General features: G+C 40.8%; 14 protein-coding genes. 9 read left to right on the top strand and 5 right to left on the bottom strand.

What is annotated here, in order from left to right:
- The 8 genes from AAHJ11_RS22090 to AAHJ11_RS22055 form a co-directional block, all read left to right on the top strand.
- A partial coding sequence (locus tag AAHJ11_RS22090) for a SusC/RagA family TonB-linked outer membrane protein (RefSeq protein WP_413580099.1) occupies positions 1–2,883 on the top strand: 2,883 nt, incomplete at its 5' end.
- 20 nt (positions 2,884–2,903) lie between these two features.
- Entirely contained in the window at positions 2,904–4,316 is a 1,413-nt protein-coding gene (locus tag AAHJ11_RS22085; protein WP_074638703.1) for a RagB/SusD family nutrient uptake outer membrane protein, read from the top strand.
- 356 nt (positions 4,317–4,672) lie between these two features.
- Positions 4,673–5,260, top strand: coding sequence for an RNA polymerase sigma-70 factor (locus AAHJ11_RS22080; RefSeq protein ID WP_074638704.1), 588 nt, complete (start codon positions 4,673–4,675; stop codon positions 5,258–5,260).
- A 74-nt stretch (positions 5,261–5,334) separates the two neighbouring features.
- A complete protein-coding gene (locus tag AAHJ11_RS22075) occupies positions 5,335–6,342 on the top strand; it encodes a FecR family protein (RefSeq protein ID WP_195649176.1) in 1,008 nt (335 codons plus the stop codon).
- A 237-nt stretch (positions 6,343–6,579) separates the two neighbouring features.
- Positions 6,580–9,951, top strand: a complete 3,372-nt coding sequence (locus AAHJ11_RS22070; RefSeq protein WP_320974324.1) for a TonB-dependent receptor — start codon at positions 6,580–6,582, stop codon at positions 9,949–9,951.
- A gap of 5 nt (positions 9,952–9,956) precedes the next feature.
- Positions 9,957–11,798 carry a RagB/SusD family nutrient uptake outer membrane protein gene (locus tag AAHJ11_RS22065; RefSeq protein WP_234133630.1) on the top strand — a complete coding sequence of 614 codons (1,842 nt, stop codon included), beginning with the start codon at positions 9,957–9,959 and terminating at the stop codon, positions 11,796–11,798.
- Positions 11,799–11,817: 19 nt separating this feature from the next.
- Entirely contained in the window at positions 11,818–12,492 is a 675-nt protein-coding gene (locus AAHJ11_RS22060; RefSeq protein WP_320974323.1) for a DUF3823 domain-containing protein, read from the top strand.
- A gap of 71 nt (positions 12,493–12,563) precedes the next feature.
- Positions 12,564–14,141 (top strand): arylsulfatase, encoded by a 1,578-nt coding sequence (locus AAHJ11_RS22055; protein WP_074638709.1) that lies wholly within the window; start codon positions 12,564–12,566, stop codon positions 14,139–14,141.
- A 134-nt stretch (positions 14,142–14,275) separates the two neighbouring features.
- Here the strand turns inward: AAHJ11_RS22055 and AAHJ11_RS22050 are convergent, their stop codons facing one another.
- The 5 genes from AAHJ11_RS22050 to AAHJ11_RS22030 all read right to left on the bottom strand — a co-directional run bounded on the left by AAHJ11_RS22050 (position 14,276) and on the right by AAHJ11_RS22030 (position 18,017).
- Positions 14,276–14,926 (bottom strand): MarC family protein, encoded by a 651-nt coding sequence (locus AAHJ11_RS22050; RefSeq protein ID WP_074638710.1) that lies wholly within the window; start codon positions 14,924–14,926, stop codon positions 14,276–14,278.
- 61 nt (positions 14,927–14,987) lie between these two features.
- Positions 14,988–15,680 carry a YjjG family noncanonical pyrimidine nucleotidase gene (locus AAHJ11_RS22045; protein ID WP_217721293.1) on the bottom strand — a complete coding sequence of 231 codons (693 nt, stop codon included), beginning with the start codon at positions 15,678–15,680 and terminating at the stop codon, positions 14,988–14,990.
- 96 nt (positions 15,681–15,776) lie between these two features.
- A complete protein-coding gene (locus AAHJ11_RS22040; protein ID WP_074638712.1) occupies positions 15,777–16,634 on the bottom strand; it encodes a hypothetical protein in 858 nt (285 codons plus the stop codon).
- A 33-nt stretch (positions 16,635–16,667) separates the two neighbouring features.
- The gene (rsmI, locus tag AAHJ11_RS22035; RefSeq protein ID WP_004299177.1) at positions 16,668–17,342 is read right to left on the bottom strand and encodes a 16S rRNA (cytidine(1402)-2'-O)-methyltransferase; all 675 of its coding nucleotides are present in this window, start codon (positions 17,340–17,342) and stop codon (positions 16,668–16,670) included.
- 12 nt (positions 17,343–17,354) lie between these two features.
- Positions 17,355–18,017 (bottom strand): hypothetical protein, encoded by a 663-nt coding sequence (locus AAHJ11_RS22030; protein WP_320978658.1) that lies wholly within the window; start codon positions 18,015–18,017, stop codon positions 17,355–17,357.
- A gap of 140 nt (positions 18,018–18,157) precedes the next feature.
- Here AAHJ11_RS22030 and AAHJ11_RS22025 point away from each other — a divergent pair, with 140 nt between their 5' ends.
- Positions 18,158–18,757, top strand: a complete 600-nt coding sequence (locus AAHJ11_RS22025) for a thymidine kinase (RefSeq protein WP_234133628.1) — start codon at positions 18,158–18,160, stop codon at positions 18,755–18,757.
- The last annotated feature ends 15 nt before the right edge of the window (positions 18,758–18,772 follow it).

The following is an 18,772-nucleotide window of genomic DNA, read 5'->3' as shown; positions in this document are numbered from 1 at the left end:
GGTACAATCACAGATGTAGATGGTAATTTTAATTTGTCGAACGTACCAAGTTCTGCAAAGACTTTGCAGATTTCGTATATCGGCATGCAGACTCAGGAAGTGGCGATAAAGCCCAATTTGCGAGTGATTCTCAAATCTGATGCACAGCTAATAGATGAGGTTGTGGTAACCGGATATGGGGTAACTAAAAAAGCGGCATTTACGGGATCTGCCCAAACGGTGGATAACAAGGACTTGATGAAAAAAACAGATGCAAACTTTATGAAGTCTTTGGAAGGATCAGTTGCTGGTTTACAAGTAAACAGCTTGACTGGACAACCTGGTGCATATGCTTCTACTACTATTCGTGGGGTCGGTTCAATGAACTCCGGAACTGAACCTTTATATGTAATTGATGGTATTGCCATCTACACAGACAAAATGGGAGCTTATAACAAAGCCGGAACAGGGGATATGGCGGCAAGTCCGATGGCTAATATCAATCCTAACGACATTGAGTCCATCACAGTTTTGAAGGATGCTACAGCAACGGCTATTTACGGAGCTCGTGCAGCGAATGGAGTAATTGTAGTTACTACTAAAAAAGGTAGTCTGGGAAAAGCGCGTTTTAATGTGAACGCAAAAGTCGGAACTAGCTTTATTGGTAAGATAAATCATGATTACCGTACGACAAATCTGGATAAATACAAAGAAATCTGGACTGAAGGACTAACAAATGCAGGATATGACGGTGAAGATGGCATGACTTCTGCTGAATGGCTGAATGCCTATGTTATGGATTGGTATAATGTGGACTTGACGCAAAATATCAAGAGTGTGGATTGGCTGAAGGAGATTCTGCAAAATGGTTTTTCACAAGAATATGATATCAGTGCTCAAGGTGGGAATGAAAATTTGCGCTATTATATTAGTGGAGGATATTTTCAGAATACAGGTATCGTCATCGGAACTGGAATGAAACGCTATAGCGGACGTATTAGTTTAGATGGAAAAAGCGGGCGGATAGGATATGGACTTTCTGTGAATGGAGCACTCTCCGATATAAACAACACGATGACTGAAAGCCAATATACTAATCCTATTGTAGCAGTATATGACATCCGTCCGTTTGAACAGGTGCGCAATGAAGACGGAACATATAATACAAATGTTAATTATAATCCTGTAGCTATTAACGATAAAGAAAAAGGTGATAAACGTAATCAAAAGCAGATTACATTGGTTGTGAATCCATATTTTACTTATAATATTATTGATGGCTTAACATGGAAGACAAATGCAGGATTGAGCCTGATTGACTTGGACGAGTTCTTTTACAGTTCAATTTATAATCCTCAATATTCCGGTAGCGGTATGCTTGGTCAAAGAAACCAAGAAAGGGCAACAACCTTAACCATTACCAATACCGTAAACTTCAACCGCACTTTCAAAGACATGCATCATTTGAATGTATTGTTGGGACAAGAAGCACAGAAAATATCTTATAGAACAATTTATGCAGCTGCCAGTGGATATCCTAGTGATGCTGTTTTTGAACTGGACAATGCTTCCAAACCAACAGGGGCGGGATCTTCAACCAAAGCAAGCACTCTTTCTTCATTCTTTATGAATGCAGAATATAATTTGAATGATAAATATTATCTGTCAGGCAGTTTCCGTTATGACGGTTCGTCGAGATTTGGTATAAACAACAAATGGGCTCCTTTCTGGTCTATAGGAGCAAAATACCGTATTTCTAACGAAAGCTTTATGGAAAACACCAAAAGCTGGTTGACAGATTTGACTATCAGAGGTAGTTATGGAACTGTAGGTAATCAGGATATTGGTTATTATGCAGCAATGGGATTGTATAATTATGGATATTCTTATAATGGCAAACCTGGAGCTATTCCTTACCAAATAGCCAATCCGGATCTTAAATGGGAGACTGTTGCGAAAGCCGATATCGGTATCCATGCTGTTTTCTTCGAAAGACTGACACTCGAAGTAGACTATTATAACCAACGGACAAAAGATATGATATTTGATGTACCACTTTCTTACACAACTGGATTCGGGTCTATTCTGAAAAATGTAGGTGAGATGGAAAACAAAGGTATAGAATTCTTGATTAACGCTAACGTACTTAGAAATAAGGATTTCAGTTGGGATGTTCGTTTCACTGGTACGGCAAATAAAAATAAAATCATAAAACTTGCCACAGAAAAACCAATTGAGAATACTCTAACTATCAGAAAAGTTGGCGAAGCATATAATACATTCTATATGCCGGAATATGCAGGAGTGGATCCCGAAACAGGAGAAGCAATGTGGTATAAAGGACAAGAAGGGGATGAGAAAACAAAAAATGTAAATGAGGCCGGTCAGCGAATTGTAGGTTCCGCCGATCCTAAATTTTATGGTGGCTTTGGAATGAATTTCAAATACAAAGGTTTTGACTTCTCTTTTGATACCAGTTTCACCCTGGGAAATAAAGTGTATAACTCCGGATTTGCATTTGACATGCAGGTTGGACATTATTTCTTAGGCCCGGTGTCTAACTATGTTTATGACAACCGCTGGCAAAAGCCGGGAGATATAACCGACGTACCCAAATTCGTAGCTGGAGACAACTCGGGAGCAGAAACTAATTCCAGCCGTTTCTTAATGAACGGTTCTTATTTAAGAATGAAATCCATGGTTTTAGGATATACTCTTCCAAAGAACCTTATGAATAAAGTGGCTATTGACAATTTAAGAGTTTATATCTCTGCTGACAATTTGTTCACTATCACTGCTAAAGATTTTATAGGATTTGATCCACAAACTAGATCTACCGGTATGCAGTCTTGGGCATATCCTGTAGCTAGAAATATCATGTTCGGTCTTAATCTCAGCTTCTAAAAAAATAACTTTAGAAATTTATGACAATGAAGAAAATATTATTTGCTTTATTAACCGGTTGGATGGCAATTTCATTCACCGCATGCGATGACTTCTTGACAGAAACGCCATCAACTTCTGTTCCGACAGAAGAAGCCTTGGTTACTACCCAAGATTTTCAGAATGCTCTAAATGGTGTATATTACACATTAGGTTCATATCGTTTTCTGGGACGTGATGTATTAGCAATTGGAGATGCGCCAACGGATATCACTTCACATTCCGTTGCAACGTCTCATTTCTATGACATCTTCCGCTATCAGATACTGGATACTAATTCATACATAGAAGAAATATGGGCATACGGATATTGGGCTATCGACCGTTGTGCACGTATCATTAAAGAAGGTGCTTCATTTAAAGAAGTAACAAAGGGGGATCTGGCAGAAGTGGAAGGATGCATCGCTCAAGCCTATGCAATTAAAGCCCTCTGCTCTTTCTATTTGACTAATATGTTCGGTTTGCCATATTCGGAAGCCAATAAAACGACATTAGGTATCGTGAACGTTACTGAACCCGTTCCTGCCTATTCACAGGTGTCAAGAGTCAGTGTAGAACAAAATTATAGCCTGATTCTTGATGATATAACGAAGGCTAAAGAATATTATGCTAAAGAAGGTGTTGAAAATGTAGGTAAACAGTATATGAATACGGCTGCAGTTGCTGCACTTGAAGCTCGCGTAAAACTCTATATGAAAAATTACGAAGGGGCTATTACAGCGGCTCAAGAGGCAATAACCCTAAGTGGCGGTACAATTGTATCAACCAAAGAAGACTATAAGAATATGTACACGACATTAGCTGTTTCGACAGAAGACATTTTCTTTATAGCAAAAGCCGAAGATGATTATTTGTCCGCTAATGCTCTGAATACTTTATGGAATAAATACGGTTTGTCTATTAACAGCGCAACAATAGCAGAATATTCACCTAATGATATTCGTCTGGCACTTCTTGGCGATACGTGGACTGGTGGAAAAATGCGTGGTATTACAACCAATAATCAGATTTCTAATTTGCCGGTTTTCAGACTGCCTGAAATGTATTTAATACAGGCAGAAGCATATGCAAAACAGTCAACTCCTGATTATGGCAAAGCCAAAGAAAAACTATTGGAAGTAGCTGCAAAAAGAAACCCGGACTTGGATGACAGTGAAATTGCAGAGGATCAAACGGTTATTGATGCCATTGATAAAGAAAGAAAATTAGAACTGGTTCAAGAAGGACATCGCTTCTTTGATGCAAGAAGATTAGGCAAAATTATTAGTGTAGCAGATGGATCGTACACTAATTTCAACATCGCAAAATTTGTGTACCCAATACCTTCTTTTGAAGTCAATTCAGGTTTTGGAGTTATACAAACAGAGGGGTGGAGTAATAATCTACCTCGATAATACTTTTTAAAATTGTCTTTAATATAAGGATCAGTTTTAAGTAAAAGATGAGACCTGCAAATTTTGAGTCAATCGAATTTGCAGGCCTCACTATTTATAATCAGATAACCCTTTATTACAATAGAAACACCCATCTCGCTTATTCATTCAATCTCATAAAATACACTTTTCCGTACATTCGACCAACCAACATATTTTCTTTATAAAAAGAATTTAAAATAAAAAATGTTCCTTATATTTGCCATCCATTTAAAACCTTTACATTAAAAGAGCATATATTTTCCCTTATAAACAACGATTAAGAGACTTATGCTTCTCTAAATGTTCTCTGAAAGAAACTGAAAACACAAAATTATATGGATCAATTTTTAGAGAAAATAGATACACATACTTTATCACTTTTACAAAAAGGTGATGAGAAAGCCTTTGATACTATTTTCTGGAAATACAATTCACGTGTATTCCACTTTATTCATTCACTTCTATATGATAGAACACTAGCAGAAGACCTCACTCAAAATGTATTTCTGAAGATTTGGGAAAGACATCAGGATATCAAACCGGAAGAAGGTTTTGAAGCCTATCTTTTCACGATAGCACGCAACATGGTATATAAAGAAACAGAGAAGCGGCTGCTCTCGGAACGTTTTCTGGATTCAATCAAACAAACTGATGCCGACAAGCACTTTGAAATAGACGTTGACACCGACTCCCTACAAGAATATATAGACGAGCTGGTAGAACAGTTACCCTCTTCCCGGAAGAAAATCTACCTCATGAGCAGGAAACAACATCTGACAAATAAAGAAATAGCAACCCAATTGTCTCTATCTGAAAAAACAGTTGAAACGCAATTATATCGTGCCCTTCATTTCTTACGTTCTAAATTAGCTAATGAAATTGTAGCTTTGGCTCTATTTTTTCTTTCTTATAATTTTAAATAGTGTTAAATACAGAGTAAAATCTTTGCCCCCTGTAAGGATTCTTGGCTCCATGGAGATATACATAATAAAAGCCCATGGAGAAGAATACGAATATATTATTATTAGAATGTTTTATGCGGGGAGAGACCTCTCCGGATGAAGAACGAATACTGTCGGACTGGCTCCACAGTCAGGAAGCAAAAGAACAGTTATCCAACTATTATCAGGAAACCTGGAAAGGCTCTAATAACAAGCTCATTGCCGAAGTACAAGGACGTATGTTTGAACGGGTCAAAAGTCAAATGCATAATGCTGCACAAGAGTTGAATAGACTCAAACAGAAACGGACAATGCGAATCAGACGTTTATTCCAGTATGCAGCAATCATTCTTTTAATCATAGGAGCAGGAATAGGAGGTCATTTATATACAGTTTCTCTCACAGAACCCACAGTAACGGACAAGAGCTATCTTGTCCAGACAGGAAAAGGCCAACGGGCAAATATTACCTTACCGGATGGTACAGTCGTCTGGCTAAATTCATATACCCAACTGCATTACAATGCAAATTATGGAGCCACCCAACGAGTGGTGTCATTGACAGGCGAAGCATATTTCGAAGTAGCTAAGGATAAGGAGAAACCATTTATTGTAGAAACGGCGGGAATGAATGTAGAAGCTTTAGGAACTACTTTTAATGTAAAAGCCTACCGGGAAGACTCTCAAATCATCGCAACACTTTTTTCCGGTTCGGTCCGTGTTTCTTCCGATAGAGATAACGTTATTCTTTCTCCTGACGAAAACGCTACATTTGAACGGAGTTCTGGCAAGCTGATAATGCATAAACTGGATAATTCATCGTATGCAAAAATGTGGCGAAACAATGATCTTGTCTTTAATGGAGAAACGCTGGAAGAAATTGCCGTGCTACTTAACAGGATGTATAATGTCCAAATAATATTTAAATCCGAACGTATCAAAAAACACCGCTTCTCCGGAGTGATCTGCAACAATAGCCTTGATAATGTAATCGAACTAATTAGCCTAACCTCTCCCATCACTTATGAAACTCGTGGAGACACCATAATACTAGGCAATAGGTAACCCAATATATTTCTAATTATTAACCTTTAAAATCCAATGCGTATGAAATAGCCCCGATAGAATAAAAAAAGATAGCCTGACAAGGTCAGGACTATCTCCTTTAAGCTTAAATCGGAACTTGGAAACTCACTCTGATACTGACAACTGGCGGAAGGCAGTGTCAGAGGGTATATACACCCGATTTTCAGCTTGTAAAGTTACATCTTTTTTATTGTTTAATGATTAATTTCCTATAAAATGAGTAACATCAAGCATCTCTTTTCCCGAATATTATATATTATTATATTTTTATCAAGTAGTCTAAGTGTCATGGGGCAGATCACTCTCACCATGAAAGACAAACCTTTGAAGAAAGTGATAAAACAGATAGAAAAAGTAAGTGAATATCGTTTCTTCTATAATGAAGAGTTGGCTAATCTCAATAAGGCAGTCTCTCTCGAAGCACAGAATAGCAGTATAGAAAAGGTTTTAAAAGAGCTTTCTTCGCAGGCTCCATTCAGTTATCTGATTAAGCCTAATTTCCAGATTGTATTATCTGACAAATTGCCTTCACAACAGACAAAATTACAGAGCATAACAGGGCGTGTAGTAGACACAGCGAACAATCCTATAATCGGTGCAAACGTGTTAGTGAAAGGAACTACCAATGGAGCCATCACTGATATTGACGGTAATTTCTCCTTAGAAAAAGTTCCGGTACAATCACAACTGCAGGTATCTTATATCGGATATGAGACTAAGGAACTGGCCGTAGTTTCCGGAAAGACAAATGTCAAAATCATAATGGCAGAAAACACCAAATTATTAAATGAAGTCGTAGTGACTGGCTTTGGCCTTGCTCAAAAGAAAGCCACCCTGACAGGAGCTATCGCCTCCATAGGAGCTGATGATATAGGCAGATCTTCAGCGGTAAACACTTCCGGAGCATTAGTTGGAAAGGTAGCCGGATTGAACTACAGATCTACAGACAGTCGCCCGGGAAATGCCACTACCTTGCAAATCCGTAACATGGGAACACCCTTATTTGTAATTGACGGCGTGCAGTCTGATGAAGGCCAATTCAATAATATTGACTTTAATGACATCGAATCCATTTCCATTCTGAAAGACGCCTCTGCTTCCATTTATGGTGTACGTGCCGCTAATGGAGTCATTGTTGTAACCACCAAGAAAGGAAAGAAAAACAGCAAAAGTACAGTTACGCTAAATACTTATTATGGCTGGCAACATGTATCACGCTTACCGGAACCGGCAGACGCCGTAACGTATGTAGAGAATTACATACAGTCTGAAACGATTCAGGGAAAGACGTCCCGTTTATATAATAAAGAAGATCTGGAGAAATGGCGGCAAGGTACAGAAAAGGGATATGTGCCATTTAACTGGTATGATTACATCTGGGTGACTTCTCCGCAATATTATGTCAATGCCAATGTTTCCGGAGGTTCGGACAAGATCAATTATTATTTCAGTGTCGGACACATGAATCAGGAATCTGCCATTCGCAATTATGGCGGTATGAAACGATACAACGTACAAATGAATGTCGAAGCACAGGTCACTGATAAATTCAAAATCGGCATGAACATGAACGGACGTATCAAACAGTTGAAGAATCCGGGTGTACCGGGAACCGACGACTATTCAAACCCGACAGCGGCCACCTACCGCAATCTACCGACTGTCCGCCCGTTTGCCAATGACAATCCTAACTATCCGGCATCAGTAGGCTCTGACAATGGCTTAAACTTCGGATTATTGAATTTTGAGAAAAGCGGAACCTTTGAAGACACTTGGCGAATGGCCCAATTAAACCTGAACGCAGAATATGAAATTATCAAAGGACTCAAAGCTAAAGCCTTGTTCGGATATTATTTTGCAAGCGAATTACTTAACAATCAAGAATATACCTATCGTGTCTATAGATATGACGAAGCAACGGACGAATATGTAGATGTAGGTGGACGCGCCAGTGCCTGGAGGGAAAGAACGAATGCTTATGTGGAAGAGTTGACTTCAAACATTCAACTGGCTTATGAAAAAGCATTCGGAGCACATTCCATCAATGCAGTTGTCGGCTTTGAAGCAATAAAAAGAGACACCCCAAAGTCTTGGCTGCATGCCATTCCGGCTTCCAACTCATTGCATCTGATCTATTATGATACGATTGACAAATACGAAGATACCGGTAACAATACGGAAGCACGTTTAGGCTGGCTGGGACGTTTCAACTACAACTACGCCAACAAATACCTGATAGACTTCTCCGCACGCTATGACGGTTCATGGAAATTCCCGCCCAATCATCGCTGGGGTTTCTTCCCTTCCGCCTCATTAGGCTGGAGAATATCAGAAGAAAACTTCTGGAAAGAATCAAGAATAGCTTCAATTTTCAGCGATTTAAAGATCCGGGGATCTTATGGATTGGTAGGAGATGACAACGTTGACGGCTACAGTGCTTTCGACTATATGACAGGCTACGACTACAAACAGGGAGGAGGAGTAATCGACGGTTCCTATATCATTGGTACTACCCCACGAAACCTGCCTGTTACCACGCTCTCATGGGCAAAGGCTAAAATTCTGGACATTGGTCTCGACGTTGCTTTCCTGAACAACCGTTTATCAGGAAGCGTAGATTTCTTCCGACGTATCAAAACCGGTATTCCGGCTTCCCGTGACGATGTATTACTTCCGGAAGAAGTGGGCTTTGAGCGTCCCAAGGAAAATCTCAATTCCAATGTTCATACCGGATATGATTTGCTTGCACGTTGGAGTGATAAGGTCAATGACTTTCACTATTCTATCAGTGCCAATTTCACCTATTCCCGTTTCTACAACTGGGAACAGTATAATCCTAAGTTCAGTAATTCATGGGATGAATATCGTAATTCTACATGGCATCGTTTCGGAAATGTCAACTGGGCATACGAGGCAGACGGCCAGTTCCAAAGTTGGGAAGAGATTGCGTCGTGGCCGATTGACAATGACCAGAAAGGAAATACGACATTACGCCCGGGTGATATCAAATATGTCGATCAAAATGGGGATGGCATAATCAACGATATGGACAAACGCCCCATCGGATACAAAGAAGACTCCACACCCGTTCTGAACTTTGGATTTAACCTTGCATTCGCATGGAAAGGTTTCGATTTAGCATTGGATTTCTCCGGTGCGGGAATGTCTACCTGGAATCCGACATTAATTCAAAAAATCCCATTTAACAATAATGGAAACAACCCGGCTTACTATATGGAAGATACATGGAGACTAGCCGACATTTTTGATGCAAACAGTGACTTGATTCCCGGAAAATACCCGACATTACTAATCGGAAACAATGCCAATAATCACAGTAATTATTGGGAAAGTTCTTTCTGGAAGTACAATGTCCGCTACTTAAAACTGCGTAATCTGGAATTTGGTTACACTTTCCCTAAAGAGTGGCTGCAAAAATGCAGAATTAACAGTCTAAGGTTATATCTTGCCGGACAGAACCTGTTCACACTCACCAATGTACCTATCGATCCGGAAGTTTCAGCCGGTAACGGAACAGCTTATCCAAGTATGCGAATTATCAATCTGGGTTTAACACTTAAATTCTAAAAGCAATGAAATATATAAAAGGATACCTGTTATTGGGTTTAACTTTGATATTAGGATCTTGTTCAGATTTTTTAGATCGTGATCCCGATCAGATATTGACAAATGACCAGATCTTCAGCGATGCTAAAATGATTAACTCCGTATTGGCCGGTTTTTATGGAAATACAGAGAATTGGGGACAAAGTTTTGCTACTCCCGCCAGCTTTACTAAAGTGGACGACGGTTGCGTGACCGATGGCGGCCGTGATAACATGCAGGAATACAGTGACAATCAATGGCGAGTTTATCCATATAAATATATTCGCAATTTAAATCAGTTCCTGGCGGGATTAAGAGCTACAACCGTACTTGAATCTACAGAGAAATTGCGATATGAAGGTGAAATTCGCTTCTTACGCGCCTGGGCATATTTTAGTATGTGCAGAGGTTTAGGCGGTGTACCTATTGTGAATGATAACGTATACGAATATGAGGCAGGAATGGATGTTTCAGGTTTGGCTGTTCCCCGTTCCAAAGAATCAGAAGTCTACGATTATATCATCAATGAATGTGCGACTATTGCAAATTACCTGCCTACAAAGCCTACCACCAATGCCGCCCGTGCCACACGCTGGGCTGCCCTGATGTTAAAAGCACGTGCTGCCGTTTATGCAGGATCATTGGCCAACTACAATAATAAGATGGTTGCCCCTATACGCACAGAAGGAAATGAAGTCGGTATTCCGGCGGAAATGGCTACCCCATATTACGAAACAGCATTGGAAGCAGCCAAAGAGGTGATAACTCAAGCTTCTGCCTATTACAACCTGGACATAACGGTTCCTAATGATCTGGGACAGAATTTTTATAATGCAGTCTGTGTCAAAGAGAATAATCATGAAGTGATCTGGGCCAAAGATTATGCATATCCAGGAGCCACCCATGGATTCACACAAAAGAATATTCCCGCTTCTCTAGCAGAAGATCAGGAACGTTGTTATTCCGGCGCAGTATTAAATCTGGTAGAAGCATTTGAATACAAAGACAACCGCGACGGCACAATCAAAGTTAAGGATGAATCCGGAAATTACATCATGTACAGTCGGCCGGAAGATGCCTTTGCCAATAAAGATGCCCGGTTGTGGGGAACCGTACTTTATCCGGGAGCCAAATTCAGAGGTAGTGAAGTAGTGTTGCAAGCCGGTCAGAAAGTGCCCGACGGAAACGGAAATTGGAAAGAAATCATAGGTAAAGCCGATTCTTACGATGACAATAACCGCCTGATAACTTCTATCAACGGACCAATGGAATCAAATGAAATCCGTATAAACAAAACAGGTTTCTTCTTCCGCAAATTCCTGGACGAAACCATCGGTGCTTCTACCAATTCAAAGATGAGTACCATGTGGTATCCTCGTTTCCGTATTTCAGAAGCATATATGATAGCTTGTGAGGCTGCTTATGAGCTTAATAAAACCGGAGAAGATGATCCGTTGAACTACATCAATCCTGTTCGTACACGCGCCGGTATCAGCGAACTGGAATCAATCACATTTGAAGATATTGTTCACGAATACCGGGTGGAATTTGCATTGGAAGATCATCGTTACTGGGATCTGAAACGCTGGCGCCTGGCTCACGAAATCTGGGATGGTAATTCGGAAAATCCGGATGCGCAGCTCTACGAGCTATTCCCTTATCAGGTCAATGATCCGGGAAGCGCCAATGACAAGATGTGGGTATTCGACAAAAAGAAAGCCTACATGGTTCCTTACCCCCGCTATTTCCAGATGAAGAACTATTATAACTTCTTCGATAACAGCTGGCTCAACAAGAACCCGCTATTAGTGAAAAATCCGTATCAGTAAAACATAAAACTGTAAAACAATGAAAAAAATAGGAACTATATTTTCTTTGCTTTCACTTTCCCTGCTTGCCGTAAATTGCGGTTTAGACAATTACGACGAACCCGAATCATTTCTGGAAGGGAAAATCACGTATGAGGGAAAACAACTCGGTTTGAAAGGTACAAACGGAGGTATTCAACTACAACTGTATCAGGATGGTTATGCCAACCATGATCCTATCACCGTGTATGCCACACAGGACGGAACTTTCTCTGCAGTACTTTTCGATGGTCCGTACAAACTGGTAACTAAAGACAAAAACGGTCCCTGGGTGAATAAACGCGATACCATATATGTGGAAGTAAAAGGAAAAACACAGTGTGAAGTAAAAGTCACCCCTTATTTTACAATATCAGACGAAAATATCACATTGGATAACAACATCGTATCCGGCACGTGCAATATACAGCAAATAGTACAGGATGCAAAGATAAACCAGGCAATGCTGCTCGTCAGCAAAACAACTTTTGTTGACGAGAACACGAATATAGCCCGGCAAAATTTATCCAATATAAATCCCGGAGTAACAAATATTTCGCTGGATATTACGAGTAATCAGAATGTACAGTCGGCCAAAGCCCTATTCGCCCGCATCGGTATAAAAGCGAACGGAGCGGACCAAGCTGTCTATTCAGAAATTTTCAGACTGAAATAATTCACCTAAGAAATAATTTATAAGTATATTTATCAAACAAATAAACTAACCCAAAAATAAAACAAAATTGTATGACAAACAAAAACATGTTATTAATGGGAACTGCATCCTTACTGTCTCTGCATGCAGCAGCCCAGAATGACCCAAAGCCCAACATTGTCTTAATTATGGTGGACGATATGGGATATTCCGACCTAGGGTGCTACGGAGGAGAAATTCCTACGCCCAATTTGGATAATCTGGCAAAGAAAGGAGTACGCTTTACCCATTTCTGCAACACAGGACGCTCCTGTCCTTCCCGTGCCAGTCTGCTGACCGGACTTTATCCCCAACAGGCAGGTATCGGAATGATGTCCGAAGATCCTCACTCTGCCGAAGATCATGGAGTGCACGGATATATGGGATATTTGAACCGTAATTCAGTCACTATAGCAGAAGTGCTGAAAGAAGCCGGTTATCATACCTATATGTCGGGGAAATGGCATGTCGGTATGCACGGGCAAGAGAAATGGCCGTTGCAACGTGGCTTCGATCATTTTTATGGTATCTTGTCGGGAGCTTGCAGTTATCTGCAACCTCATGGAGATCGCAATCTGACTTTAGACAATCAACAGTTGCCTCCACCGGAACAACCTTATTACACTACTGACGCATTTACTGATTATGCGATTAAATTTGTCGATGAACGCCCCAAGGATGACAATCCGTTCTTCCTTTACCTGGCATACAACGCTCCCCATTGGCCGTTACATGCTAAACAGGAGGATATAGACAAGTTTGTAGGCAAATACCGGAAAGGTTGGCAGAAAGTACGTGAAGCCCGTTTGAAACGTATGATTAAAATGGGATTGGTGGACAAAAACTGGGACCTTGCTCAATGGGAGGGTCGCCAATGGTCTGAACTGACCGAAGATGAACAAATAGAACTGGATAGAAGAATGTCAGTATATGCGGCACAAGTTCATTGCATGGATTATAATGTGGGACGGTTAATAAAGTACCTGGAAGAAAAAGGGGAGCTGAATAACACCTTACTTATTTTCTTGTCGGATAATGGTGCATGTGCCGAGCCTCATCGTGAGAAAGGTTTCGGAACCATCGATATGATTAACAATCCAAATGAATGGGTCAACCCGTCTTATGGTCTGCCATGGGCACAGGTGAGCAATACACCGTACCGTAAGTATAAAGTAAGAGCGTATGAAGGCGGAACTTCCACTCCATTGATTATTTCCTGGCCCGACAAGTATGCAAAATACAATGGCGAGATAAGACACAACAGAGCTTTCCTGCCCGACATCATGGCAACCTTCATCGATGCAGCGGAAACAACCTATCCGAAGACCTATCACGGAGGAAATGAGATCATTCCTTTGGAAGGCGCAAGCATGCTACCGATACTAACCAATACGGACACCGAATTGCACGAATATATTTTTGGTGAACACTTTGACAACTGTGTAGTATGGTGGAAAAACTGGAAAGCCGTTAAAGACCAGAATTCTAAAGTATGGGAACTTTTCAACTTGGAGAAAGACCGTACAGAACGTGTTGATTTGTCCAGGGAAAATCCCAAAATTCTAAAACAAATGGTAAATGAATGGAACAAATGGGCAAATACACATTATGTATATCCCAAAGGAAAATAGCCACAGAAAGGTAACATAAAGACATGCAAAATATCTAAAAAACGTATCTAAAAGCACTTGCCCCTGTTACAAAAAGAGTTGTAGCAGGGGCAAGTTTCATTATAGGAACTCTCCGTCCCTCATATTCTTATTCATCAGGGAATCATCCCTTCTCTCACAATATCTACCAGAATCGGCTTCAATCCGCTAACGAAACATTCCACTGCAATCACCATCAAAATCAATCCCATAAGACGCATCATCACATTATTACCCGTTTCACCCAAGACTTTTACCAATCTCGTGGAAGCACGAAGAATAAAGAAAGTCAGCAGATAAATCAGGGCAATAGTACCGATCAGTATCCCCTTCATTTCATAAGAATGAGCATCCTGCATCAAAACGATTGCATTGGCAATTGCTCCGGGACCGCATAGCATAGGAATACCGAGAGGCGTAATAGAGATATCATCCGCATACGTTTTGATTTCTTCGTCCTTCAACTTCATCGGTGTATAACGGGCTTGAAGCATATCAAAACCTATCTTGAAGATAATCACCCCACCGGCAATACGGAAACCATTGGTAGAGATACCGAAGAATTTGAAAAGAAACTGGCCGGCAAAGACAAATACCATCAATGTAATAAACGACACAATAGTAGCACGACGTACGATAGACTGACGTTCTTTATCCGTCATACCATGAGTCATGGTAAGAAAGACAGGCATCGTTCCCAATGGATTGGTCAACGTGAAGAATGAAGTGAAACAGAGCAAGGCGAAAGGCAGAAGCGTACTATCCATGATTATATCGTATTTTATGCAAAACTAAAACGCAACAAAAATACGACTTAATCCAGAAAACCTATAATAAATCCATTAATTCTTTCAAGGAATGGATGTGATAAGTAGGGAGGAAAGGGAAAGTAGTCCGTTCTGTCACATTGTAGAAAACCTGATGCATCCCTACTCCGTGCGCTCCGGTTATATCCGCTTCCCAACTGTCACCAATCATCAGGGATTCGCGCAACTCGGATTGAGTGGCAGACAGAGCAAAATTGAATATCTCCGGCCAAGGCTTCAGCACTCCGAGATCTTCCGAGAGAATCACCTTTCTGAAATACCCGTCCACTCCTGCCGAACGCATCTTACGTGATTGCAATTCACGAAACCCATTGGAAAGGATATAGAGATTATATTTGGGAGCAAGATATTCCAATACCTCCTTTGCATAAGGCATCAAAGTACTTTTGGTAGGAATAATAGCGAAAAAATCTTTCGAGAACTGTTCGGCGAGGGCTTCATCTTCCACTCCCACAGCCTGTAAAGGATAAAAGAAACGCTGGCTGTTCAATTCATCCTTCGTTATCTTTCCTTCACCGTACTCAATCCAGAGTTCTGTATTTCTTTGTTGATAAAGAGTATAATAATGATTGAACGAATCAAAATAGCGATCGAACGAATATTTCTGATATACTTCCTCAAAAGTGTCACGGGCATTTTGAGAAAAAGCCCAGATGGTATCATCAAGATCAAAAAAAAGATTTTTATATTTCATCAGTAGTTATGCGTATAATAAGAAACAAAAAAGCCAATGTGCTAATTTCTTGAATCCAGGAATCAGCACATTGGCAATTCAAAAGGGATATCTACCTTATTTTACCTGGATAACCAAGTATCTGGATACACTCCAGAATTCAGTAGGATTAGTAATCTTCAATGTCAACTGACCTTTGTCATCTTTTACCAATTCATAAGAACCGGTCGGATGAGTAGTCAGTAACTCAGCACGTTTAGAGTACAACTTGATTTCTTTGGTCGTACGGATATCGATCTGAGTGAAATAATCCTTGTTGAAATCAGCGCTCTTCAATACGTCTCCGCTCTGAAGAATCTTTTGAGCTTTCAATTCAGATTTAGTACCGAATACAAACCAGGCAGCATTCAAGCTCTTTTCCTGTTCGGCAACGGTTTTAGCTTTCGCTTCGTTTTCTGCAGCCAGAGTTTCTTTTGCTACAGACAGATCGCTGACAGCAGCATCCAATTCCTGAATACGGATATTCTTGGAAGCCAGTTCAGTTTGCAGTTCCTCAATACGCTGTTGTTTAGCATTCAATTCAGCAGTCAAAGCGGCAACAGCTTTTTTCATCTGTGCAGAATTGTAATTGCTGTTCTTCAACTGTGCCTGTAACTTTGCAATCTGCGCTTTGTTTTCTTCCATTTGCTTGGAGATGAATTCGATGTCAGAAGCAATCTGTTGCTTGGCACTGGCAGAGTTTTCAGTGATGGTTCCACGCTGCAAGTCAACACGGCTTTCGGCAGCATTGATCTTACGGAAACCTTCCTGAACTTCATTGAAAGTACCCATCATATCATCCAGTTCAGCATTACGCTGGTTCAGTTCCATCAAAAGAGAATCATTTTCAGCTTTCAGGTCTTTACTTCCACCTTTAAAGCCATCACACGAAGCCAACATGGCTACGCATACAAATAAAACAGCTAACTTTTTCATACGTTTACGTTTTACGTTTTTTAATGAAGTTATTTAATCATCTATTCCTGCTAATACAATCACAATCTCGCCCCGGGGTTCGGTAGCGGTAAAGTGTTCTATCAATTCAGCCAAACTGCCCCGAACTGTTTCTTCGTGGAGTTTGGATATTTCACGCGACACGGTTGCCTGACGTTCAGCGCCGAAATATTCGGCAAACTGTGTTAACGTCTTCAACAGACGGTGGGGTGATTCATAAAACACCATCGTGCGGTGTTCTTCCGCCAATGTCTTCAGTCGTGTCTGCCGTCCTTTCTTCTGGGGGAGAAATCCCTCGAAGCAGAACTTCTCGTTCGGCAATCCCGATGCAACGAGTGCCGGAACAAAAGCGGTTGCTCCCGGCAAGCACTGCACTTCAATACCGTTGCGCACACATTCACGAACAACCAGAAATCCGGGATCGGAAATTCCAGGCGTTCCGGCATCCGAAATTAGTGCCACCGTTTCACCTGCCTTTATTCTATTAACAACACTTTCCACCGTTTTATGTTCATTAAATTTGTGGTGGGATTGCATTGCATTCTTTATTTCAAAGTGTTTCAGCAAGATACCGGAAGTACGTGTATCCTCCGCCAAAATCAGATCGACCTCTTTCAGGACTTTGATAGCCCGAAAAGTCATGTCCTCCAGATTCCCTACCGGCGTAGGTACCACATATAGCTTTCCCATCTTGTTTTTGTTTTATGCTGATTGATTAAAATATTTCTTTAGTAGCTCCAGAAAGTCGTTCACCGCTTCTTTTTCTTCATTCAATTCGACTTTCGAGGACAGAAACGCGATTGCAGTCTTGTAGGAACTCATTACTGATATCTGTTCGATAACCCGATTCATCAAGTCAGTGTTGCCTCCGAACAGTTCACGAGAAAAACGGAAAGAATCATTCAAACTGATAGAATGTCGCAAGCCGGCAGATAGTTTGAGACTTTCTCCCAACACAGCCGATTTAGGCTCTTCCTCTTTCACAACAGTTTCAACGACAGGTTCCTCCACTATTGCAGGCTCCTCTTCTGCTATTACTAAAGGGGTCTCTTCCGCAACAATAGTCTCTCCCTCCTCGTCTTCTTTCACGTCAACCGATTCGAGAGATTGTATAATAACGGAGGAATCTTCTTCAGACCCGGCAACTTCATCCTCCTCTTCCGCTGTCTCTTCCACAGCTGACGGAGAAATTACCTGAACAGCATCCACCTCCTGTTGCAGTTCGTCCAAACGTCCCTGCATCCGTGTAATGCTCCGCTTCAACAGTTCAGACAAAGTCGGAGTCGGCTCCTTGGTAAATAAATCCATGAGATACTTCAACTCATGAACATCCAACTCAATATCTGTTAATAGCTTCTGTTTCATGTCAGTCCATTGTTTATACGGTGCGAATGTAGGAATAATTTATGCAATAACTTAAAATAATGGATAATTTAACAGTTCTTGCACATTGAATTGCTTACCTTTGTCCACATATTTATTTAATCAAGAAAACACAAAATCTCATGGTATTATTTTCAGAAGACCACATACAGGAAACTAGAAGAAGAGGCCGGATCGAAGTAATCTGCGGTTCTATGTTCTCCGGAAAGACAGAGGAATTGATTCGCAGAATGAAGAGAGCGAAATTCGCGAAACAACGTGTAGAGATATTCAAACCTGCTATCGACACCCGTTATTCAGAAGAAGACGTAGTCTCTCACGACAGCCATTCTATCGCCTCCACTCCCATCGATTCGTCAGCCAGCATTTTACTGTTTACTTCCGAGATAGATGTAGTAGGTATTGATGAAGCGCAGTTCTTCGACAGTGGTTTGATTGATGTATGCAACCAGCTTGCCAACAATGGAATCCGTGTTATCATTGCAGGGTTGGATATGGACTTCAAAGGAAATCCGTTCGGTCCAATGCCACAATTGTGCGCCATTGCCGATGAAGTCTCCAAAGTTCATGCGATCTGTGTGAAATGTGGTCAGCTGGCTTCTTTCTCACATCGTACAGTCAAAAATGAGAAACAGGTTCTTTTAGGCGAAACAGCCGAATATGAGCCTCTGTGCAGGGAATGTTATCTCCGTGCGCGAGGGGAAGATGAACAGAAAATATAAACTCTATAAAAAAAC

The sequence above is a fragment of the Bacteroides sp. 90-K9/2 genome (genome assembly GCF_047310725.1).
Classification (GTDB): Bacteria; Bacteroidota; Bacteroidia; order Bacteroidales; family Bacteroidaceae; genus Bacteroides; species Bacteroides vicugnae.
The sequence above is the reverse complement of the archived record's forward strand: the minus strand, read 5'-3'. Positions and strand labels throughout refer to the sequence as shown.

Bases quoted from the DNA above. Each gene is read 5' to 3' on its own strand.
- AAHJ11_RS22055 (WP_074638709.1), top strand. From the start codon at position 12,564: ATGACAAACAAAAACATGTTATTAATGGGAACTGCATCCTTACTGTCT.
- AAHJ11_RS22030 (WP_320978658.1), bottom strand. From the start codon at position 18,017: ATGAAACAGAAGCTATTAACAGATATTGAGTTGGATGTTCATGAGTTG.
- AAHJ11_RS22045 (WP_217721293.1), bottom strand. From the start codon at position 15,680: ATGAAATATAAAAATCTTTTTTTTGATCTTGATGATACCATCTGGGCT.
- AAHJ11_RS22070 (WP_320974324.1), top strand. From the start codon at position 6,580: ATGAGTAACATCAAGCATCTCTTTTCCCGAATATTATATATTATTATA.
- AAHJ11_RS22085 (WP_074638703.1), top strand. From the start codon at position 2,904: ATGACAATGAAGAAAATATTATTTGCTTTATTAACCGGTTGGATGGCA.
- AAHJ11_RS22050 (WP_074638710.1), bottom strand. From the start codon at position 14,926: ATGGATAGTACGCTTCTGCCTTTCGCCTTGCTCTGTTTCACTTCATTC.
- AAHJ11_RS22065 (WP_234133630.1), top strand. From the start codon at position 9,957: ATGAAATATATAAAAGGATACCTGTTATTGGGTTTAACTTTGATATTA.
- AAHJ11_RS22060 (WP_320974323.1), top strand. From the start codon at position 11,818: ATGAAAAAAATAGGAACTATATTTTCTTTGCTTTCACTTTCCCTGCTT.
- AAHJ11_RS22040 (WP_074638712.1), bottom strand. From the start codon at position 16,634: ATGAAAAAGTTAGCTGTTTTATTTGTATGCGTAGCCATGTTGGCTTCG.
- AAHJ11_RS22075 (WP_195649176.1), top strand. From the start codon at position 5,335: ATGGAGAAGAATACGAATATATTATTATTAGAATGTTTTATGCGGGGA.
- AAHJ11_RS22080 (WP_074638704.1), top strand. From the start codon at position 4,673: ATGGATCAATTTTTAGAGAAAATAGATACACATACTTTATCACTTTTA.
- AAHJ11_RS22025 (WP_234133628.1), top strand. From the start codon at position 18,158: ATGGTATTATTTTCAGAAGACCACATACAGGAAACTAGAAGAAGAGGC.
- rsmI (WP_004299177.1), bottom strand. From the start codon at position 17,342: ATGGGAAAGCTATATGTGGTACCTACGCCGGTAGGGAATCTGGAGGAC.